The organism is Bradyrhizobium sp. WSM4874 (assembly GCF_055811835.1).
The window spans coordinates 75669-96619 of record NZ_JBVVPR010000007.1; the positions used below are offsets into that span (position 1 = coordinate 75669).

The window sequence follows — 20951 nt, forward strand, 5'->3', positions numbered from 1 at the left end:
CCCCTTTGCCGGTGATGACGATGACCCGCGGACTTCAGATCTCGGTCGGCCAGCATTCCGACAAGGGTCGCAAGCCCATCAACCAGGATTTTCACGGCGTCCTCGTTCCGGACGAGCCGATGCTCAGCCTGAAGGGCATTGCGGCGGTCCTCGCCGACGGCATCTCCAGCAGCACGGTGAGCCAGATCGCCAGCGAGTCGGCGGTCAAGAGCTTCCTGATGGACTATTACTGCACGTCGGAATCCTGGACGGTGAAGACGTCCGCCCGCCGCGTGCTGGATGCGACCAATTCCTGGCTGCACGCGCAGACGCGCAAGAGCCAATATGCCTACGACCGCGACAAGGGTTATGTCTGCACGCTGAGCGCCATGGTCATCAAGGCGACCACCGCGCACATCTTCCACGTCGGCGACTGTCGCGTCTACCGCGTGGCGGGCAAGGCGCTCGAGCAGCTGACCGACGATCACCGCATCATCGTGTCCTCGGAGCAGACTTATCTTGGCCGTGCGCTCGGCATCAATCCGCAGCTCGAGATCGACTACCAGAGTTTCGAGATCGAGACTGGCGACACTTTCCTGCTGGCGACCGACGGCGCCTATGAATTCGTCGACGCGCGTTTCATCACGAACGCGCTCAGCGAGCATGCAGCCGAGCTCGACGGGGCGGCGAAGGCGATCGTCGAGGAAGCCTACCGGCGCGGCAGCGACGACAACATCACGGTCCAGATCCTCCGCATCGATGCGGTGCCGCAGCGCGAGCCGGCCGGCATCTTCAACCAGACCTCCCAGCTGCCACTTCCCCCGCTGCCGGAGCCGCGGGCCATCTTCGACGGCTACAGGATCGTCCGCGAAATCCACGCCAGCAGCCGCAGTCACATCTATCTTGCCGTCGACGCGGTGACCGAGGAGCCGGTCGCGCTGAAGCTGCCGTCGATCGATTTGCGCGACAATGCCGCCTACCTGAAGCGCTTCCTGATGGAAGAGTGGATCGCGCGCCGGATCGACAGCCCGCATGTGCTGAAGCCGTTGTCGCAGTCGAAACGGCGCAGCTACGTCTACGTCGCGACCGAATTCGTCGAAGGTCAGACCTTGCGGCAGTGGATGACGGACAATCCGCGCCCCGATCTCGAAACCGTCCGCGGACTGGTCGAGCAAATCGCCGCCGGCCTGCGCGCCTTCCACCGCATGGAAATGCTGCATCAGGACCTCAGGCCCGACAACATCCTGATCGACAAGACCGGCACCGCGAAGATCATCGACTTCGGATCGGTCAAGGTGGCAGGCGTCGCGGAGGCCGCCCCGCAGGACGAGGCCGACGAAATTCTGGGAACGGTCCAGTACACGGCGCCGGAATATTTTCTTGGGCAAGGCGGCACGCCGCGCTCCGACATGTTTTCACTCGCCGTGATCTGCTACCAGATGCTGACGGGAAAGCTTCCCTATGGCACCCAAATCGCCAGGATCCGGCGCAAGGCGGACGTGCGGCGGCTCAAATATCGCCCGGCCGACGACGACAGCAACGTGCCTGCCTGGGTCGACGGCGCGCTCAGACGTGCGCTCCATCCGGATCCCTACAAGCGGCACGAGGATCTGTCCGAATTCGTGTTCGAACTTCGCACGCCCAATCCGGCCTATCTCGACACGCGGATCACGCCGCTTTTGGAGCGCAGCCCGCTGATGTTCTGGAAATTGACCACGGCGGCGCTCGCCTGCGTCGTCGTGGTCCTGCTTGCGATGTTGCACGCGCGCTGATCAAGGCCACGCAAGGGTCACCACGTGATGAGCGGAGACTGATGCAGCCAGGTATCGGCGCGCACCTGATCGAGCACGAATGTCGCAACGTCTCCGCGCGCAATGCTGCCGCCATGGAAGCCCGAAAGATCTGTCAGCGCCCGGACCGAGCCGCGGCCGGGCTTGTTGTTCAGGATCGAGGGGCGAACCAGGACCCAGTCCAGCCCGCTGTCTCTGACGATCGCTTCCTGCCGGTTCTTGTCGGCGTACACCTTCTTCAGGAGAAGCGGAAAGATCACATTGTCGGCGACAAAGCCGCCATGCCCGGCACTGTCGCCGGCGCCCATTCCCGTGATGCAAACCAGCCGCGAGACCTGCTCGGCCTTCATCGCACTCACGAGCGCGCGCGTCGCGGTCGAGAGAAGCGTCACCTCGCGGAACGGGCTTACCGGCGTACCCAGCGCACTGACCACGGCATCACGGCCTTTGAGGGCTTCGCGCAGGGCTCTTTCATCGCGGGCGTCTCCGACGATGAGCTTCGCCCCCGTGATGTCACTCGCCTTGCCGGCGGACCGGACCAGCACGGTGACGTCGTAGCCTCGCGCCACCGCCTGGTTGACGATCAGGCGACCGGTGGCACCGGTCGCTCCAAGCACCAATATCTTCGTTGCGCCTTCCGGATCCGCCGGAGAAGTGGCGGTTGAAGAGATCATGATAGCATTCCTCGTTGTCGTGATGGGGACGTGCCGTGCCGTCAGGCAGAGGCCGCGATCTCGGAGACGAAGTCGCGATAGGAGCGCAGCGGGCGGCCCAGCAGCGCGGTCAGCCGCTCGGCGTCTCCGGCCTCGGGGATCATTCCCTCGGTGAGGAAACGCTCGCTCATCAGCCGCATGTCGAAAGCCATCCAGCTCGGCATGAACTGCCGGAGGTTCTTCTCGAAGCCGGCGGTATCGTCACCGGGATAGGCGATCGTACGGCCCAGCACCTCCGACCAGACGGCGGCGGCTTTCGCGCCGGTCAGCGTATCAGGACCGACGAGATTGATGCGCGTGAGCGGAAGCGGTGTTGCAGCGCGCTCACGACGGATGAGCTCGACGGCCGCGATCTCACCGATGTCGCGCGCATCGATCATGGCGAGCCCCCTGCTCCCGATCGGCATCGGATAGATGCCGTATCCGGTCACCACGTCCTTGATCGTAACATCGTTGTTCATGAAGTACGCCGGGCGCAGGATGGTGGCGTTGAAGCCCATCTGCTCGATCATCCGCTCGACGCCGAACTTGCCGGCAAAGTGCGGGACGTTGACGTAGCGATCGCTGTGGATCACCGAAAGGTAGACGACCCGCTCGACGCCCGCCTCGCGGGCCACGTTGAGCGCGATCAGCGCCTGCGTGAATTCATCCGGCACCACCGCGTTGAGCAGGAACAGGGTCGAGACACCCTTGAATGCGCTACGGATCGAGTCGACGTCGAGCAGGTCGCCCTGCACGACGGTGACGCCTGCCGGGAGGTTTGCCTTGGCAGGATCGCGGGCGAGAGCGCGGACATCGGCACCGCGCTTGACGAGCTGTTCGACGACGTGGCGGCCGATGGTGCCGGTTGCGCCGGTAACGAGGATGGTCATAGGGATCACTCCGGGTTGGGTCAGAAGACATCCGGGAAATTAGTGATCCACAAACGAACCGATAGCCGCTATATTTGGACGGACTGTCTCACCGGTGGAACGATGGACCTGCTCGCACTCACCGACTTCAATCTCGTCGCCCGGCACGGCGGGTTCGGACGGGCCGCACGGGCCGCCGGACGGCCGAAAGCCACCCTGTCCCGGCGGGTCGCCGAGCTCGAAGCGGCCCTCGACCTGCGCCTGTTCGAACGGGGCGCGCGCACCCTGAAACTCACGCAGGAAGGACGCGCCCTTTATGAGCGGACGGGGGCCTTGCTCACCGAACTCGACGAGACGGCAACAGCGATCGCGTCGGGTGGGGACAGGCCGCGGGGGCGCTTGCGGATCAGCGCGCCCTTGCTGTTCTCGCAGACTGCAATGGGAAACCTCGCGGCGGGGTTCGCGCTCAAATATCCGGAGATCCGTCTTGAGGTCACGACGGAAGATCGCTCCGTCGACATGGTGGAGGAAGGGTATGATCTGGTGATCCGGGTCAATCCCGATCCGGATGACAGCCTGGTCGGACGAATCTTTCTGCGCGATCGGCTGGTGGTCGTGGCGAGCCCCGACCTGAAAAGACCGAAGGACAATCTCGCTGTGCCGGCTGTCATGCGCGGCGCGGGCGACCAGCTGACAAGCTGGGACGTGACGCTGCCAGGCGGAAAATCGCGCATCGCGATTGATCCGGTCCTGCGCCTGTCATCGCTCAACATGGTCCGCGACGCCGTCCGGGCCGGCGTCGGCGCCGCACGCCTTCCGGTGTCACTGGTCAGTCACGACCTCGCTGCCGGCACGCTGGTGCTTTGGGGCGACATCGAGGGACCGGAGATCGCGTTGTGGACACTCTATCCTTCACGCCGGCTCCTAAGCGCGCGCGTATCCGCCTTCCTCGACTTCATGAAGGAAGCCTTTCCAACGGGGGCACCTGACGAACTGGCGGCCTTTATCGGGCGCTGACCCGTCCGCGATCTGTCAGGCCGGCTCCGCCGCCTTCACTCCGAGCGGTTTCGGCGCCATGCCGCCGCCGGGCTTGAGGTGGAATTCGTAGGTCATCAGGTGCCACTGCCCGTTCGCCTTGGTGCCGTCGGGCATCTCCGGGTCGCTGCGCGGTTCGACCTTGGCGACGAGGTCGTCCTTGACGCCGAACACCACGTCGGAATCCAGATATTTGTCGCCGTCCATGAAGACGTGGGTGATCAGCGGCTCGTAGCCCTTGGCATTGACCAGGAAATGCACATGCGCCGGGCGCATCGGATGGCGGTTGGTCTGCACGATCATCTCGCCAACCGGCCCGTCGGTCGGAATCGGATAGCTGCAAGGCAAGATGGTGCGGAAGAAGAAGCGGCCATCGCTATCGGTGATGAAGCGCGCCCGTGCCGAGGCGCCGACCTCGTCATAGTTCGGCTTCTGCGAGTCGTAGAAGCCGTCATCGTCGGCATGCCAGACGTCGACGGGGACATTCGCGAGCGGCTTGCCCTTGAGATCGGTGACACGGCTCTGCACGAACATCCGTTCGCCGGTTTGATTGTTCGGTGAGATGTCGGTGCCGTGCGCCGTCACCTTGTGCTCGCCGACATAGAACGGCCCGAGCACGGTGGTCTGGGTGGCGCCCTCGCGCTCGCGATGGTTGACCGCGTCGACCAGCATGGAAACGCCGAGCACGTCGGACAGGAGGATGAATTCCTGGCGGGTGTCCGTGCATTTCTGGCCGGTGCGGGTCAGGAAATCGACGGCGTATTCCCACTCCTCGAAGGTGAGGCCGGTCTTGCTCACGTAATCGTGCAGCGATTTCACCAATTCCTGGAGCAGGAATTTCGCGCGCGGGTTTGGCGTATTGTCGAAACTCCGGACGACGGCTTCGGTGAGTTCGGTCTCGTTGAACTGGGTCATGGTGCGTTTGCCTGCGTTTTTCATTCGCCCGTCGGGGATCTTTTGGGCTGCTTGGAGGCGTTCCAAGGTGAAGCCTACACCAAACAGCCGGCCGGCGTTAAGCGCGACCGGCTTGGAATGAGACCGCCATTTCGGCTATCAACGTCGGACAAAACGCCCGGAGGAACTGATGCTCGCCCCCACCCCCGCCTCGCCCGAATCCGTCGGCATGTCCAAGGCCGCGCTCGACCGCGTCGATGCGCATCTGAAGAGCCGGTACATCGATGCCGGTCGCTTCCCGGGCACGCATCTCCTGGTCTATCGCCGTGGCAAGATCGCCCACAGCTCGGTGCAGGGTTTTGCCGACGTCGAGCGCAAGCTGCCCGTCAAGGACGACACGATCTATCGCATCTATTCCATGACCAAGCCGCTCACCAGCGTCGCCTTCATGATGCTGGTCGAGCAAGGCCTCGTCGCGATCGATGAGCCGGTCGCCAAGTACATTCCGGAATGGAAGGATCTCGGCGTGTTCGTCGCCGGCACCGCGCCGGCCTTCCTGACCCGTCCGCCCTCGCGGCCGATGCTGATCGTCGACCTCCTGCGCCACACCTCCGGGCTGACTTACGGCTTCCAGCAACGCTCGAACGTCGATGCCGCCTACCGCGCTGAAAAGATCGGCGAGGTCGAGAAGTCAGGCACGCTGCAGACCATGATCGAGAGCCTCGCAAAAATCCCGCTGGAGTTCTCGCCGGGCGAGGCCTGGAACTACTCGGTTTCGACCGACGTGCTCGGCTACCTCATTGGCAAGATCTCCGGCATCCCCTTCGAGCAGTTCCTGAAGCAACGCATCCTCGATCCACTCGGCATGTCCGACACTGATTTCCACGTTCCGGCTTCCAAGGCCCACCGCTTCGCCGCCTGTTACTCGGCCGACCCGGGTGGCGGCATGACCTTCCATGCCGGCCAGCGGCGCGAGGGACTGACATTGCAGGACGACCCCACGACGAGCTCGTTCCTGTCGCCGCCGTCCTTGATCTCGGGAGGCGGCGGGCTGTGCTCGACGATGGCCGACTATCTCACCTTCTGCCGTGCGCTTCTCAACGGCGGCGAGCTCGGCGGCGTCAGGTTGATCGGGCCGAAGACGCTGGCGCTGATGACGACCAACCACATTCCGGGCGGCCGCTCTCTCCCCGAGGTGTCGCGCTCGCTGTTCTCCGAAGCGACCTATAACGGCATCGGCTTCGGCCTCGGCTTCGCCGTGACCATGCGCCCGGCCGAAACACTGGTCGCCGGCAGCCCCGGTGAATACAACTGGGGCGGCGCGGCCACGACGTCGTTCTGGATCGATCCGGCCGAGGAGTTGGTCACCATCTTCATGACGCAGGTGCTGCCATCCAGCGCCTACCCGCTTCGGCGCGAGCTGCGCAGCATGGTCTACGCCGCGATCACCGAGAGCAATCTCTAGGCAAATGCACTGATCCCGCGGCGTCAGAGCCGCGGGATCACCCCCCCCGCTCATTTCAACATCTCCGGCACGATCAGACGCGGCAGGAACAGCGACACGCTTGGCCAGACGATGACGGCCGCCAGCACAAGCAGCATCGGAATCAGCATGATTACCGTGTCCTTCAGGGCATAGCGCAGCCGTACGCCGGCGATCGAACAGGCGATCATCAGACATAAGCCATAGGGTGGGGTCACCAGCCCGAAGGCGAGCGATATGATGGAAATGATCGCGAACTGGACGGGATGGAGGTCTACGGACCTGGCGAGCGGCTCCAGCACAGTGCCGACGATGATGATCGCCGGAATGGCGTCGAGGAAGCAGCCCACCACCAGAAAGCAGAGCGCGATGAAGAAGCCCGCCCCGATCGCGCCCATGCCCCAGGTCGAGACGTTGGCCAGCAGTTCCTGCGGAATCTTGTAGTAGGCCAGCAGCCAGCCGAACGCGCTTGCGGTGCCCACGCAGAACAGCGCGACCCCGGCCAGACGCCCGGTGTCGAGCAACGCCTTGTAGAGTTCGCGCGCGCCGGTTTCACGGTAGAAGAACGTCGACAGCGCCACGGAATAAAGCACCGCAACGCAGGCGGATTCGGTCGCCGTGAACCATCCGAGCAGAATGCCGCCGACGATGATGAACGGCGTCATCAGCGCCGGTATCGACCGCCAGATGGCGCAGCGCATCTCGGCCCAGCTTGCTTTCGGATAGGTCGGATAACCGCGACGCGTCGCGTAGACATGCACGGTCGCCATCTGTGCGCCCGCGATCAGCAGACCCGGCACGATGCCGGCCAGGTACATCGCGGCGATCGAGGTCGAGATCAGCCCGCCCCAGACGATCATCAGGATCGAGGGCGGGATGATGACGGCGAGCACGGCCGAGACGGCGGTGATGGCGATCGAGAACGAGAGGTCGTAGCCCTCCTTGGTCTGGGCATCGATGAAGATCTTGGACTGGCTCGCCGCGTCCGCGGTGGAGGAGCCGGAGATGCCGGCAAAGAACACCGACAGCACGACGTTGATCTGCGCCAGCGACCCCGGCCAGTGCCCGACCATCGAGCGGGACAGCGCGACCAGCCGGTCGGTGATGCCGCCGATGCTCATCAAATTGGCGGTGAGCAGGAAGAACGGCACCGCCAGCAGGATGAATGAATTATAGGCGTTGAAGGTTTCCTGCGCGAGCGTCATCAGTGACAGATGCGGCTCGATCAGCAGGATCGGCACGCAGGCAAGGCCGAGCGCGAAGGCGACCGGCACGCGTATGATGAGCAGGCCAACGAAAGTACCGAACAGGACCATCGCGGCCTGTCCGGCAGAAAGTATATTGCCGCTCATTGATTTGCCCCAACCAGAATCCGCATCTCGTCGATAATCTGTTCACCGGCGAACACGATCCAGGTCACGCCGGCAACCGGCCAGGCGACGTGGATCATCCAAAGCGGCAGATCGGCCAGCTCCGACGTTCTGTTCCAGGCAAAGCGGGTGAACTCGAGTCCGGCGGATACGAACACCAGCGCCAGCGCCAGCACGCCGAGTCGCGCAAGAATCCGCACCATGGCCTCGCTTCGGCGTGACAGGTTAGGCCAGACGTCGACTTCAAAATGCTGCGACTCTCTGATGCCGACCATGGCACCGATCATGATTGTCCAGATGAACATGAACCGCGCCATCTCCTCGGTCCAGATGTAGGACGGAATCAATGGCGTGTAGCGCGAGATGATCTGCAACGTGACCGGAATGACCAGAATGCCGACAGAGGCGGCGAGCAGAATTTCCAGCAGTTTTGCATAGGCCGCCGTTGCTCGGCGCCATGGCGACGGGTTCGGTGGCATCGATATTTCGGTCATTACGACTCCGGGGGATCACGATCACGCAATGGGGCAAGCCGTCCGGCTTGCCCCGACGTCCTGTCACGTGGGCGGCGACAGTTCTCAGACGACGTTGATCTTCTCGAAAATGCCTTCCGCGCCGATTTCCTTGGCGTAGGTGGCCATCACGGGATCGGCGAGCTTCTTCATGGCGTCCCGCTCTTCGAAAGGAACGCGCTTGAGCTTGCCGGCCTTCTCGAGCGTGTCGAGCTTGACGACCTCTTCGCTCGACTCCAGTTGCCGGCCGTAGTCGCCGGCCTCCTTGCCGGCCTTCATGATCGCGTCCTGCAACTCCTTCGGCAGGGTCTTCAATGTCTTCACCGAGAAGCAGATCGGCCGGATCGACACGGCGTGCTGGGTCAGGTTGAGATGCGGGGCCACTTCGTAGAACTTCATTGCCTCGACGCCTGCCGCCTCGTTCTCGCCGGCCGATATCACGCCGTTCTGGATCGCGTTGTAGATCTCGTTATAGGCGATCACCGTCGGGCTCATGCCCACGGCGGCAAAGGTCTTCGACCAGATCGGCGCGCCTTGTACGCGCACCTTGAGGCTCTTGAGGTCGGCGAGGTTCTTGAGCGGCTTGTTCGCGAAAATGTTGCGGATGCCACCGCCGGAATAGCCGATCAGAACGACCTCGGCCTTGGCTGCGACTTCGTCGGCGATCGGCGCCAGGATATTGGCTTCGACGACCTTGTTCATGTGTTCGATGCCCTTGAACACGAAGGGCGCATCGATGAACGGGGCCGCCTTGGCGAAGGTCGACATGTGAGCCGGCGAGACGATGCCGTAATCGACGGCTTTGCCCTGCGACATGTACTCGAAATACTGCTTTTCGAGGCCGAGCGAGGAATTCCTGTGCAGCGTGAAGTTGACAGGCTTGCCGTAATACTTCTTCACCAGCTCTTCGAACCGGAGCAGTGCCCGGTTGAAGGCGTGGTCGTCGTTGAACTGGACCGCGCCGTTCAGCGTGATCGGCGACTGCGCCCGGATGATCGACGGCATGCCAATCGCAGCCGCCGCAGTGGTCGCGCCGATCCCAGCGAGAAATGATCTTCGCTTCATCGTCTCCCCTCCTTTTGATGCTCCGGCCCTGTCGCCGGGCCGTGAGCGCAGCCGGTATGCGGCTTGCGAGTGGGAAGCGTATGAAAAACGTCGGCGCGACGGAAGTCATTTCGTGTGCGCGGGAGGTCCTCTTCGTCGCAGGGCCACCACTTTTCGCGAACTGTTGCACTGCAACTTGCGTCCAGCCGATGCCTTGGGAGGCTGAGGGGCGGCCTCCTCCGCAGACAGATGGCTTGCGGACCTGTGCGCTGCACGCACAGACCCGCTCGCCTTCCAGTGCGCTTTAATGCAAATGGCCGATCAGATAGATGCCGCCGCCGAGCACCAGCACGGCCGGCACGGCCCACAGAATCAGAACTGGCATTTGTCATCCTCCTCAGTTCGACGTGCAGACCTTGACGGTCTTCATGCCGCTTTCAGCCTCGGTGCGCGACTTGTAGATCGTGCCTGACGGGCTGACGACGGTCATGGACGTGTCCGTCGGCTTCTTGTCGACGATCGTGCACTTCTTGGTCTTGACGTCCTGCACGACGTAGAACTCGTCGGCCGCGAACGCCGGCAGGGATATTGCCGCAACCATCAGTGCTGCAGTGGCAATTTTTAGCTTCATCTGTAGTCCTCCTCCAGAGCCCGAGCCGTTTCGCCCGGTCATCTACAAACGGGAAAAACCGGCAATTAGTTCCAGGGGCCGGGAACGCCGTCCGCGATGAGGGGTTGTTGCGGCGCATCTTCAAACGAGGAGAACGAGATGAAGAAGTTGTTCCTGCTTTCCGCCGCGGCGGCTCTGATTTCGACCGGTGCCTTCGCGCAATCCACCGTCGTGACGACGACCGGGACCGGCCATGCGGCGGCCGTTCAGATCGAGCCGCAGTACCGAACCAAGATCAAATCCTACGTCACCGAGCACCGTATCCGTCCGGTGACGACGAAGGAAAAGATCGTTGTCGGTGCGGCGGTGCCGAGCGACGTCGAGCTCGAGGCCGTTCCGGCCGACTGGGGCCCGTCCCTCACGAAATATCGCTACGTCTACTCCGGCGAACGCGTGATGCTCGTCGATCCCGGCTCGCGCACCGTCGTTCAGGAAATTGATTGATCCAGGTGTTGGGGCGGCTGCCGTGGAGGCGGCCGCCCTCTCTGGGAGTTGAAGTTATGAAATCGCATCGCGAGGCCCGGATCGCCGGGCTCAGCCTGGCGGCCGTCTACGCCATGTGTCTACTACTGACCGCAGTCAGCATGAGCTGAGGCGCAGGCATCCCAACTGCGCTGTAAGGTATCGCCTCTAGACGGTTCGTCCAGCTGCGAAAAAATTATGGCGCAGCGCAAATCCCGCCCCTATGGTCTCCCAAAATCATAAATCCGGCGCTCGCCTGCGCTGGAACCGGGACGCCTGCGTTTGTCAAAGCTCACTTTGCCGGTCCGGCTCGCTCTTCTGGTCACGGGAACGATGTTGCCGCTGATCGTCTTCGCGGTCGGTATTGCCGTCTACAATTACAAGCAGGACCGCAACGACGCGACCCGCCGCGTGCTGGAGAACGTGCGCAGCATGCGCCTCGTGCTGGACTCCGAGGTGCAGCGGATGACCGGCGGCCTGCAGGTGCTTGCGCTGACGAATTCGCTGCGCAATGACGACTTCCAGAATTTCCGCCGCATCGCGCTCGGCTTCGTCGATCAGTACGGCAAGGGCGGCCTCGTGTTGATTTCCGATCGCAAGGGCCGGCTGTTGTTTTCCTCCGCGACCGAGGACACCGCGAGCCTGCCGCCACGCGGTCATCTCGAGGTCATCGAGAAGGTGTTTGCGACCAGGTCGCCGCAATATTCCGACCTGTTCACCGGCGCGATCAACGGCCGGCAGGTGCTTACGGTCGAGGTTCCGGTGCTCCGCGACGGCGAAGTGATCTACGACCTCTGCTTCAGCCCGCCCGTCAGCATCTTTCAGGACCTGGTCGAGAAGCAACGGCCCGACCGGGATTGGACGGTTTCCCTGCTCGACACCAAGGCCTTCGTATTCGCGCGCACGCCGAATCCGACGGAGACGTTCGGCAAACGGGCTACGGGCACACTGTATGAGAGTATGTTGCGCACGCCGGAAGCCGCACTCTCGACGGTTTCGCTCGACGGTGTTGCGTTGTCCACCGTCTATACGAGGTCGCGGCTGACCGGCTGGACCATCGTGGCCGGCGTCGCCGAGAGCTCGCTGATCGCGCCGCTCTGGCGCAACATCGCGATCACCAGCCTGATCGGCGGCATCCTGCTGCTGACCGGCCTGACCTTCGCGGTCAGGATGGCAACCACGATCGCGCGCGGCGAGATGCTGCACAATCTCCTGATCGACGAGCTCAACCATCGCGTCAAGAACACGCTCGCCTTGATGCAGGCGATCGCAGTGCAGACCTTCCGCAGCGCCAGCCGGGACGAGCGGACGAAATTCGAGGGTCGGCTGGGCGCGCTGGCCGAAGCGCACAATTTGCTGAGCCAGGAGAAATGGGCGGGCTCCGAGCTGCGGGACGTGATCACCCGCGCGCTACAGCCGTTCCTGCTGAACAATCCAGAGCGCATCCGCATGACTGGCCCCCCGGTGCCGCTGTCGCCGCGGCTCGCCGTGGTGCTGTCGATGATCGTGCACGAGATCGCCACCAATGCCGCGAAATACGGTGCGCTGTCCAACGAGACCGGCCGGGTGACGCTGGAGTGGGAGGTCCTTGCCGAGGCGCCGAAGCCGCGGCTGCGCCTGATCTGGACCGAGATCGGCGGACCGCCGGTGACGGCACCGGTGCAGCGCGGCTTCGGCTCACGCCTGATCGAGCGTAGCGCTCGCGACCAGCTCGGCGGCGAGGCAACGGTCGACTTCCTGCCCCGCGGCGTGGTCTGCACGGTGATTTGCACGCTGGACGAGGCGCGGTGAACGGAGACATCGGCGATGAAGATTGCAAGCATTCACACGCACATCCTCGAAGCAAAGCTGTCGCAGCCCTTTGCCTATTCGCGCGCCTGGTACGACACACGCACCGCGATGCTTGTCGAGATCAAGACCGATAACGGCCTTGTCGGCTGGGGTGAATGCTATGGTCCGGCACGCATCACGGCGGCGGTGGTGCAAAGTATCGCGCCGTGGCTGATCGGCGAGGATCCGTTGCGCACGGACGTGCTGTGGCAGATGGTTTACGCGCGCTTGCGCGATCACGGCCAGAAGGGCGTCGTGATCCAGGGGATGAGCGGTATCGACATCGCGCTCTGGGACATCAAGGGCAAGCATTTTGGCGTACCCGTGCATCAGCTTCTTGGCGGCGCCGCGCGCAAGCAGGTTTCGGCCTATGCAACCGGTCTCTACCGGCGCAAGTCAGGCGATCCGCTCGAATATCTGCCGGAGGAAGCGGCGGGTTATGCCGCCGAGGGATTCCGCGCCGTGAAGCTGAAAGTCGGTTTCGGCATCGCGGAGGATGCCGCGGTCACCCGCGCGGTGCGCGAAGCGATCGGCCCCGATGTCGCGCTGATGGTCGATGCGAACCACGCCTATGACGCGGTCGCGGCGATCCGGCTCGGCCGCCTGATCGAGCGCCATGACATCGGATGGTTCGAGGAGCCGGTGCCGCCGGAGGACATAGCGGGCTATCGCGCGGTGAAATCCGCGCTCACGATTCCGGTCGCCGGCGGCGAATGCGAATTCACGCGCTTCGGCTTCCGCGAGCTGTTCGTCTCGCACGCGCTTGACATCGCCCAGCCCGACACCTGCGCGGCAGGTGGTTTGAGTGAATGCAAGAAGATTGCCGACATGAGCGAGGCGTTCGGCATCCGCTACAATCCGCATGTCTGGGGCACCGGCATCGCGATCGCCGCCTCGCTCCAGCTCCTCGCCGTGCTGCCCTCGCACACGCCGACTTCGCTGTCACCGCTCGAGCCGATGCTTGAATTCGACCGCACCGAACATCCGATCCGGCAGGCCATTTTGAAGGAGCCGATCGAGCACGCGAAGGGCATCGTGCGAGTCCCGGACGGCCCGGGACTTGGCATCGAGATCGATCGCGGGGCATTTGCGCGATTTGCCGCGAATTAACGCATGGACTTGCCTCGCCGGCGCCGAACTGGGCCGCCTCGCGGCCCAGTTCGTGTGTCCGCCGGATCGCCAAACCTCTAGACGGTCGAGATGCCGTCGATCGGGCTGATATCCCCGACAAAGCGCAGCAGGTCGGCCATCGTGAATTCGCCCGGCACTTTTGATGGAAGTGTTGGCTTCCAGCTCTTGCCCTTGAGCCAAAGGTACGATTGATGATCGCCATGGACGAGACCGACAAAAACCTCGGCAAGAAGCGTCGCTCCAACCGGTCCGAGCCTTTCGCCGCCGCCCCGCTGCTCCGCCTCCTTGAGGATGTAGTACCAGAGCGGGGTGTGTTCGTGCAGACCATGTGTCTTCGCTACCGCACCGTCGGTCCCCTTCGAGATTTCGGCCGGCGTCAGAGGATTTTTGATTTTCATGGCCTTGGCGATGTCCTGCCCGGACGGCAATCCCAACAGCACCCCGCGCTTGAGATTTCGGAACGGCAGGCTGCTGCCGTCACCAGGCAAGGTGTGGAGTTGCGGCACGACAAAGGGGTCGATCTTGCGAGACGGATTGAATGCAACACCTGGCGGATTGGACGGCAGAATCTCGTGGAAGCGGCGCCAGTCAATAATCCAGTTGCTGGAGAGCACCGGAAGCGGGAGCGGCGGTTGAATCGGATTGGGCGCGAGATCTCCGATGATTCCTCCCGAAAGCCCTGTAAACTTGAACAGCAGATCGAGCGTCGCAGGAACGACGCCGCCAGGCGTGAAGATTCTGTTGTGGCTATAGACCTCGCGGACCATGCTGTGGCCGAGACGGTAGACCGCGGCGGAAAACTCAACAGGCATGTAGGGTGTCTTCTTGAAGCGGTAGAAGCGCCGTCCCTGCTCGAGGATCTTCGCCACCATGCCTTTTTCGGTGATCCGCTCCACAAAATCGTGCAAGACCATCCATTGATAGTGCCAGGTGACCATCCGGCGCGCTTCTTCGAAGATCTCGCCCTGCGGCTTGCCTGACGCAGCGAGCTGATCGCAGACCTTGTTGTGAAACTTCAGCATCGCAAGGTGAGTTTGCGCAACCAGCAGATTCTCGTCATTGCGATGGTCGCCGATCAAGGCAAACCCTTCGGGACTGCGCGGAAGGTCGTTACGATGATCTCCCGTGATGTTACCGGCACCGACGTTGACGGTTTTGCCGATCAGCAGCTTGGGACCCGGGCTCTTGCCATTGTCGCTCGCCGAATTGCGCGCGTACAAATGGCGACTTCCGTCCGGTCCCAGACCGTAGACGCTGTCGAGATCGAGCGCCGGTGTACGAAAATTCTCGACGGCCGTTGGATCGGCCTCCTTGTCGCCAAAGGAGGTCAGATCCAGTGTGATGTCATGATCGATGAATTGCCCGAGATAGGTAAAGCCGGCAGGTACGTTGGCACTGTTTCCCGTGGGATCGCCTGGGGTGGGATCCTTCATCGCATCGGCGAGTGCATGGAGCGGACCGTCGTCGACGGCCAGCGGTTCGAGAGTCGGAAACATCCGACCAAACATGCCCGGATCTTCGTGTCCGGAAAGCGTATCCAGAAATTGCCGCGTCGGGTGACGTCCGGCTTTGCCATGACCGGGTTGAACGTTGACTTCGGTTCCCATCGATTGCTCCTGCGCAAAATGCTGTGAGGAAGAGGGGCGCCGGGATTGTCGATTGGTCAAAAATTCTCGTTTCAGTATACGCTTTTGAAATTTGCCCCTCTGGGTGCAGTAGAATGAAATATTACCTCAGATTGCATCCGAAGTGTGTCCTTGCGGGCGAGGCGTTTTGCCCCACCCGGACCCGCTCAGTTGATCGCCTAGCGCTTCGCGGCGAACCGCGCCCAGATCTCGGCGTCGGTGTAGAAGTCGACGCCGCCATCCAGATCTCTCACGAGCCACTCGCCGAGATAGACAATTTGAGCGCCGCTGCGCCGCTCGTGCCGGAGCTCGAACTTTCCTTCGGCATCCCTTTGGAGCGAGCAGGTTGACTGGACCCAATTCGGCCACTCCGGCAACGGTTGACCTACAAATTGCCAGGCGACCAAAGCGACGTTGTTCGACAAGGATTCTAAGAGCAGTGTCTTGGTCACGAGATCTCCACCATGCGGTTTCCGCTCCTCCAACGTCTCGGGATGGAAAAGGTTTGATTTCGTTGGGCTCCGCAGTGCGAGCATGGTCGGAGGTCCTCAACGGTTCCTTTCAGGTTTCATCCGTGAAAACCCGGTCTCCCGCTGGTGCCTCCGCTGCGCCCTAACCGAACGTCTGCAACGCCGGAAACGTCTCCAGCAGCCAGATGCTCACATTCGAGACCGCGCCGGTGAGAAATCCAATGCCGGTGATCACCATCAGGACGCCCATGGCGCGCTCGACATTGACGAGATGGCCCTTCATGCGCGCGAACAGGGTGGAAAACTGCTCGATCATCAGGGCGGCGATCAGGAAGGGAATGCCGAGGCCGGCCGAATAGACCGCGAGCAGGCCGGCGCCCTTGGCCACCGTCGCTTCGGCCGCGGCGACCGAGAGGATCGCGGCGAGGATCGGGCCGATGCAGGGCGTCCAGCCGAAGGCAAAGGCGAGCCCCATCACATAAGCGCCCCAGAGGCCGACGGGCTTGGGCGCGGTCAAGCGTCCCTCGCGCATCAACAGACCGATTCGCGTCAGGCCCAGGAAGTGCAGGCCCATGACGATGATGACGATGCCGGCGAGGATCGAGAGTTCGGCCGACCAGGCGCGGATCAGCCCGCCGATCAGCGAGGCGCTGGCGCCGAGCGCCACGAACACCGTGGAGAAGCCGAGCACGAACAGGAGCGCCGACATCATGATCGCGCGTTTGGAGACTGATGCGGGCTCGTCGCTTTCGACATGCTCGATCGTCGCGCCCGTCAAATAGATCAGGTAGGGCGGGACCAGCGGCAGGACGCAAGGGGAGAGGAAGCTGACGAGGCCGGCAATCAGCGCCGCCGGGATCGAAACATTTTGCATGATGCAGTCGGAGCCATCTCAGGCGCCGATGCGGCGCGCGGGGAATGCGCGCGGCCCGGAGCCGAACCGGCTCTGGTGTAGCCGATGCCAGCGAATGCGCAACTGAGGCGCTCAAAACCAGGGCTCCTCCCGATGCCGTCTGTGATCACAGATGCGGCATCGGGACACGCACAAATCTCGCCAAAAAGCGAGGCTCGGCGGCGCGGCTACTTCACCACGCGGAGCAGCGGACGCCGGGGCTGGTCCTGCGTCTGCTTGGAGGGGGGCTGCGGTTCGCTGGTCGCGCTCCGCAACATTTCGTCGCACAGTGCCTTGAGATCGGCACTGTCAATTCCTTTGAGTTTCATCCGCACGTCCAGGATGACAATGGACAGCAGCTCGGCCGACTCGCGGCTGTTGCTCTCGTTGAGCACCCGGCGGCACTCTTCGAGCGTTTCCAGCACCGACTGCAATTGTTCGTCTGAATGCGACACCGGCGTTCTTTCCGCTAATTCGGCCTGTGAGACGTGGTTGTGACGACCTCTTTGGCCCCCATGGAGCGTCGAGGATAACACGAGGCCACTGCGCCCCCGAACATGATTTCAGTGTGTTTCTGCCTTGAAACCGCGGTTCCGGCGCGTGCCGCTTCGCCCCGCCGGCCGTCGTCGAAGCGCTCAGTCGTCGAACGCTCGATCGTAAAACACTCGGTGGTAAAACGCTCGGTGGTAAAACGCTTGGCGTACTGCAATTGATCCATCTCGGAAGGCGGCACCGGCTCGCGCGCAAGGACGTTCATTGCGGACAGCGCCGACGATCCCGCAGCCATGTCACGGCTCACAACGGAACTCACGCCACACCCCTCATGCGGGCGATGGTTTGCCCGATTTCCAGCCCTTGTTCCCAGTCCTGGCAGCACCAGAATACCACTGCGGCGCAGTAAGGATGACGTTCAAAACTCGTCGTTCCCCAACCCGCCGTGGTTGTGGTTTGCCCCAGATTCTGCCAGTTTAGCGACCCGAAGGGACTTGTATGCACTCCTTGGCGGAAAGGGGCGTTCCACTGGAGGAACGCCCAAAGACAAACATCAGCGGCCTGTCGGACTGGGATGCGGCGCGCATTTTCCTGGAAGTCGTCCGATGCGGAAGTTTCCGCTCGGCGGCCGAGCGCCTGTCGCTGTCGATCAACGCCGTCCGCCGCCGGATCGATGATTTCGAACGCCAGACCGGCACCACCCTGTTCACCCGCGACGTCCACGGCACCCGTCTGACCGACGAAGGCGCGCTGGTGGTCTCCGCCGTCGAGAAAATGGAGGCGGCTGCCTTCGACGTGCTGCGCACCAGCGATTCGACAGCGAACGCCCTGTCCGGCGAAGTCCGCGTCGCAGTCACCGAGGGACTTGGCACATTCTGGCTCGCCCCGCGACTGGTCGAATTCCAGCAGGCCTATCCGAAGATCCTGGTCGACCTGCACTGCGCGATGCGCTCGGCCGACGTCTCCCGCCACGAGGCCGACGTCGCCATTCACCTGTCGCGGCCTTCCGCGCTCGACGTCAAGCTGGTGCGGCTCGGCCGCATGCATCTGATGTTCTGGGCCTCCGAGAAATACATTTCAAAACATGGCGCGCCGCGCTCGGCGATGGAGTTGATCAAGCACCGCCTGGTGCTGCAGTTCGCCGACCAGCTCGACGCCAAGCAAACTTTCGAGAGCTTCTTCCCCGGCGTTCCGGAGCGTGACCTTCTGGTCATGAAGACCAACGTCTCGAGCGCCAATTACTGGGCGGTCGCGAATGGCGCCGGAATCGGCGTATTCCCGAGCTACGCCGTTGCGCTTGGCGGGAAGTTGATTCCACTGGAGATCGAGCTGAACAGATCGCTGGATATCTGGTTGTCCTACCACCCTGGTAGCGGCCGGATTCCGCGCGTGCGGCACATGATTGACTGGCTGATCGAAGCCTTCAATCCGGCGCGTTTCCCGTGGTTTAAGGAAGAGTTCGTGCACCCGCATGAATTCAAGGACGAGTATATGGGCGAACCCCTGACCCAGCTCTTCGGGGGGTTTTCAACCGAAGACCGATGAGAAAAAAGATGAAGACAGCGGCGAAGAGAATGAAGCAGCGCAGTGCCGGCAAGCCGGACATTGAGCTGGGCAAGCGGATCCGTCTGCGGCGCGTCGAGATGAAGGTCTCGCAGGCCGAGCTCGGCGAGAAGCTCGGCGTCAGTTTCCAGCAGGTCCAGAAGTACGAGAAGGGCGTCAATCGCGTCGGCGCAGCCCGGCTTCAGCAGATCGCCACCGCTCTCGATGTGCCCGTGACCTTCTTCTATGACGGCGACAACAAGGCGCGCGAAGTCGAGAGCCTGCTCTTCCTGGACTCGGCCTTCAGCCTCCGCCTGCTGCGCGCCTACAGCAAGATCAAGGACCAGACAGTGCAGCGTCAGCTCGTCTCGCTGATGGAATCGATCGCAGCGAACGAAGCCTGAGCCGATCGGCGTCCGCGCCTTTCCGCCCGATGTTCAATCCGCCGCGTCACGGGGCGCGGCTGGATTGGACGAGACCCGGACGAGATCTATCCGGCCCGCGTGCTTGCGCGGACTTCTCGGGGCGGCATGACCGCCCCTTTTTGTTGACCATTTTTCCCGCCGTCGCCTGCAGTTTGCGCGAACCCGTTCCGGCCCTGTCGCGACCCAATCCAGAGACCGCCGTCCGACGTGCGGAGCTCGCGATGCGCCGTACTTAAGGGAGCCGCAACCGGGAGGCGCTAGCCTCCCGCCGATTTCTCGAATCAGCGCGACGACCGGGAATTGCCGATGCGAGCGCCCGTCCGGGCCTCGTTCTCATGGGGAAGATGGGACACATGTCGAAACGCCATGCGATGATCATTGCCGTCGGCATGCTTACGAGCGCCTCCGCGCTTGCTCAGACCGAGACCATTGGACAGGCTGGGCCCAAGCCGGCGACTGCGGCTGGCACGGTGCCGGCCACCGCCAATCCGGCCCACGCAGCCGCACCGAAAACTGCCGCGCCGGCGTCCGCTTCGACGGCAGAGAGCCGCTCGGCCGCCGCGCTCGCGCTGACGCACGAGCCGACCTATGACGAGGGCTCCGCCCAGCGCATCAAGGATGCAGCGCTGAGCTATTCTGATCTCGCCGTGCGGGGCGGCTGGCCGGCGATCCCGGCAGACGCCAAATTCGCGCCCGGCGCCCAGGGCACCAATGACGATCTCCTGCGCAAGCGGCTGATCGTCTCCGGCGATCTTGCCGCCGACAAGGCGAGCGGCGCCTTCGACCAGGATCTCGCCGACGCCGTGAAACGCTTCCAGGCCCGCCACGGCCTCGCGCCGACCGGAACGATGACGCCCCGCACGATCGCGGCGATGAACGTGCCGGTGCAGAAGCGTATCCGGCAGCTGGAGGCTTCGCTGCAGCGGCTCGAGAACATGAATTTCGGCTTCGGCCAGCGCTATGTCGTCGTCAACATTCCCGCCGCCTTCGCCGAAGCGATCGAGAACGACGTCGTGGTGAGGCGCTATCGCGTGATCGTCGGCAAGACCGAAAAGCCCTCGCCGACGCTGACGACCCAGATCAGCAGCGTCGTTCTCAATCCGACCTGGACGGTGCCCGCCTCGATCGCCAAGACCGAGATCTCCGCGCATATGCGCAAGGATCCCACCTATCTGTCGCGCATGCACATGGAGGTGCTCGACGCCCACGACAATCCGATCGACCCGAATTCGGTCGACTGGTCGGGCACGCATACGCCGAATTTCACCGTGCGCCAGCACAACGGCACGTTCAACGCGCTCGGCGCGGTCAAGATCGACATGCCGAATTCCTATTCGGTCTACATGCACGACACCAACCAGCGCAATCTGTTCAGCGACGATTACCGCTTCGATTCTCATGGCTGCTCGCGCGTCGATAATGTGCGCGATCTCGCCGCCTGGCTCTTGAAGGACCAGCCGAAATGGAACCGCGCCGCGATCGACGCGGGCATCGCCAGCGGCCAGCATCTCGAGGTCGCCATGGCGAAGAAAGTGCCGGTGGCCTGGATCTACCTCACGGCGTGGATGACCAAAGACCAGACCGTCCAGTTCCGCAGCGACGTCTATCACCAGGACGAGCAGCTCCTGGAGGCCACCGCCGAAGAGGCGGCCTTCTTCAGCAGTGCCGGCAGCCATCCGTTAACGGCGCACATGACGAGATAGATCGCGCCATGCAATCGCGGCACAGGCGGCTGCAAAGC

At 63.0% G+C, this 20951-nt stretch carries 21 protein-coding genes; 9 read left to right on the forward strand and 12 right to left on the reverse strand.

Annotated elements, in window-relative coordinates; translation table 11 throughout:
* The first annotated feature begins 14 nt into the window (after positions 1-14).
* Entirely contained in the window at positions 15-1751 is a 1737-nt protein-coding gene (locus AC0L3P_RS09620) for a bifunctional protein-serine/threonine kinase/phosphatase (protein ID WP_473301717.1), read from the forward strand.
* Between the two features lie 17 nt (positions 1752-1768).
* On the opposite strand, the gene AC0L3P_RS09625 is transcribed toward AC0L3P_RS09620, so the two are convergent.
* Together AC0L3P_RS09625 and AC0L3P_RS09630 are read right to left on the reverse strand one after the other, a co-directional pair.
* Positions 1769-2443, reverse strand: a complete 675-nt coding sequence (locus tag AC0L3P_RS09625; protein ID WP_275170443.1) for an NAD(P)-dependent oxidoreductase — start codon at positions 2441-2443, stop codon at positions 1769-1771.
* Positions 2444-2484: 41 nt separating this feature from the next.
* A complete protein-coding gene (locus AC0L3P_RS09630; protein WP_473301718.1) occupies positions 2485-3354 on the reverse strand; it encodes an SDR family oxidoreductase in 870 nt (289 codons plus the stop codon).
* A 102-nt stretch (positions 3355-3456) separates the two neighbouring features.
* On the opposite strand from AC0L3P_RS09630, the gene AC0L3P_RS09635 reads away from it, so the two are divergent.
* The gene (locus AC0L3P_RS09635; RefSeq protein ID WP_473301719.1) at positions 3457-4350 is read left to right on the forward strand and encodes a LysR family transcriptional regulator; all 894 of its coding nucleotides are present in this window, start codon (positions 3457-3459) and stop codon (positions 4348-4350) included.
* A gap of 15 nt (positions 4351-4365) precedes the next feature.
* Here the strand turns inward: AC0L3P_RS09635 and AC0L3P_RS09640 are convergent, their stop codons facing one another.
* Positions 4366-5283, reverse strand: a complete 918-nt coding sequence (locus AC0L3P_RS09640) for an intradiol ring-cleavage dioxygenase (protein ID WP_473301795.1) — start codon at positions 5281-5283, stop codon at positions 4366-4368.
* 169 nt (positions 5284-5452) lie between these two features.
* Between AC0L3P_RS09640 and AC0L3P_RS09645 the strand changes: the two genes are divergently transcribed.
* Complete coding sequence (locus AC0L3P_RS09645; RefSeq protein WP_473301720.1) at positions 5453-6727, forward strand: serine hydrolase domain-containing protein; 1275 nt, start codon at positions 5453-5455, stop codon at positions 6725-6727.
* Positions 6728-6777: 50 nt separating this feature from the next.
* Here AC0L3P_RS09645 and AC0L3P_RS09650 read toward each other — a convergent pair whose 3' ends face one another.
* The 4 genes from AC0L3P_RS09650 to AC0L3P_RS09665 all read right to left on the reverse strand — a co-directional run bounded on the left by AC0L3P_RS09650 (position 6778) and on the right by AC0L3P_RS09665 (position 10302).
* Positions 6778-8097 carry a TRAP transporter large permease gene (locus AC0L3P_RS09650; protein WP_354207210.1) on the reverse strand — a complete coding sequence of 440 codons (1320 nt, stop codon included), beginning with the start codon at positions 8095-8097 and terminating at the stop codon, positions 6778-6780.
* Positions 8094-8609 carry a TRAP transporter small permease gene (locus AC0L3P_RS09655; protein ID WP_354056619.1) on the reverse strand — a complete coding sequence of 172 codons (516 nt, stop codon included), beginning with the start codon at positions 8607-8609 and terminating at the stop codon, positions 8094-8096. The genes AC0L3P_RS09650 and AC0L3P_RS09655 overlap by 4 nt, the downstream gene beginning before the upstream one ends.
* A gap of 84 nt (positions 8610-8693) precedes the next feature.
* Positions 8694-9692: a TRAP transporter substrate-binding protein gene (locus tag AC0L3P_RS09660; RefSeq protein WP_275170438.1), complete on the reverse strand. Its 999-nt coding sequence runs from the start codon at positions 9690-9692 to the stop codon at positions 8694-8696.
* Positions 9693-10068: 376 nt separating this feature from the next.
* The gene (locus AC0L3P_RS09665; protein ID WP_275170437.1) at positions 10069-10302 is read right to left on the reverse strand and encodes a hypothetical protein; all 234 of its coding nucleotides are present in this window, start codon (positions 10300-10302) and stop codon (positions 10069-10071) included.
* A 138-nt stretch (positions 10303-10440) separates the two neighbouring features.
* On the opposite strand from AC0L3P_RS09665, the gene AC0L3P_RS09670 reads away from it, so the two are divergent.
* From AC0L3P_RS09670 to AC0L3P_RS09680, 3 genes are all read left to right on the forward strand, one after another.
* Entirely contained in the window at positions 10441-10785 is a 345-nt protein-coding gene (locus AC0L3P_RS09670; RefSeq protein WP_275170436.1) for a DUF1236 domain-containing protein, read from the forward strand.
* Between the two features lie 351 nt (positions 10786-11136).
* A complete protein-coding gene (locus AC0L3P_RS09675; protein WP_473301796.1) occupies positions 11137-12594 on the forward strand; it encodes a sensor histidine kinase in 1458 nt (485 codons plus the stop codon).
* Positions 12595-12609: 15 nt separating this feature from the next.
* Positions 12610-13743, forward strand: a complete 1134-nt coding sequence (locus AC0L3P_RS09680; RefSeq protein WP_473301721.1) for a mandelate racemase/muconate lactonizing enzyme family protein — start codon at positions 12610-12612, stop codon at positions 13741-13743.
* A 77-nt stretch (positions 13744-13820) separates the two neighbouring features.
* Here the strand turns inward: AC0L3P_RS09680 and AC0L3P_RS09685 are convergent, their stop codons facing one another.
* From AC0L3P_RS09685 to AC0L3P_RS09705, 5 genes are all read right to left on the reverse strand, one after another.
* A complete protein-coding gene (locus AC0L3P_RS09685; RefSeq protein ID WP_473301722.1) occupies positions 13821-15371 on the reverse strand; it encodes a peroxidase family protein in 1551 nt (516 codons plus the stop codon).
* A gap of 197 nt (positions 15372-15568) precedes the next feature.
* Positions 15569-15841, reverse strand: a complete 273-nt coding sequence (locus AC0L3P_RS09690; RefSeq protein WP_275170433.1) for a hypothetical protein — start codon at positions 15839-15841, stop codon at positions 15569-15571.
* Between the two features lie 160 nt (positions 15842-16001).
* Positions 16002-16733, reverse strand: a complete 732-nt coding sequence (locus tag AC0L3P_RS09695; protein WP_354056625.1) for a cytochrome c biogenesis CcdA family protein — start codon at positions 16731-16733, stop codon at positions 16002-16004.
* Between the two features lie 206 nt (positions 16734-16939).
* The gene (locus tag AC0L3P_RS09700) at positions 16940-17206 is read right to left on the reverse strand and encodes a hypothetical protein (protein ID WP_106942703.1); all 267 of its coding nucleotides are present in this window, start codon (positions 17204-17206) and stop codon (positions 16940-16942) included.
* Positions 17207-17220: 14 nt separating this feature from the next.
* Complete coding sequence (locus tag AC0L3P_RS09705) at positions 17221-17538, reverse strand: hypothetical protein (protein ID WP_354207223.1); 318 nt, start codon at positions 17536-17538, stop codon at positions 17221-17223.
* Between the two features lie 203 nt (positions 17539-17741).
* Between AC0L3P_RS09705 and AC0L3P_RS09710 the strand changes: the two genes are divergently transcribed.
* From AC0L3P_RS09710 to AC0L3P_RS09720, 3 genes are all read left to right on the forward strand, one after another.
* Positions 17742-18788 (forward strand): LysR family transcriptional regulator, encoded by a 1047-nt coding sequence (locus tag AC0L3P_RS09710; RefSeq protein WP_275170430.1) that lies wholly within the window; start codon positions 17742-17744, stop codon positions 18786-18788.
* A 29-nt stretch (positions 18789-18817) separates the two neighbouring features.
* On the forward strand, positions 18818-19189 hold the full coding sequence (locus AC0L3P_RS09715; RefSeq protein WP_026233304.1) for a helix-turn-helix domain-containing protein: 372 nt from the start codon (positions 18818-18820) through the stop codon (positions 19187-19189).
* Between the two features lie 374 nt (positions 19190-19563).
* A complete protein-coding gene (locus tag AC0L3P_RS09720) occupies positions 19564-20913 on the forward strand; it encodes a L,D-transpeptidase family protein (RefSeq protein ID WP_473301723.1) in 1350 nt (449 codons plus the stop codon).
* Positions 20914-20951: the final 38 nt, after the last annotated feature.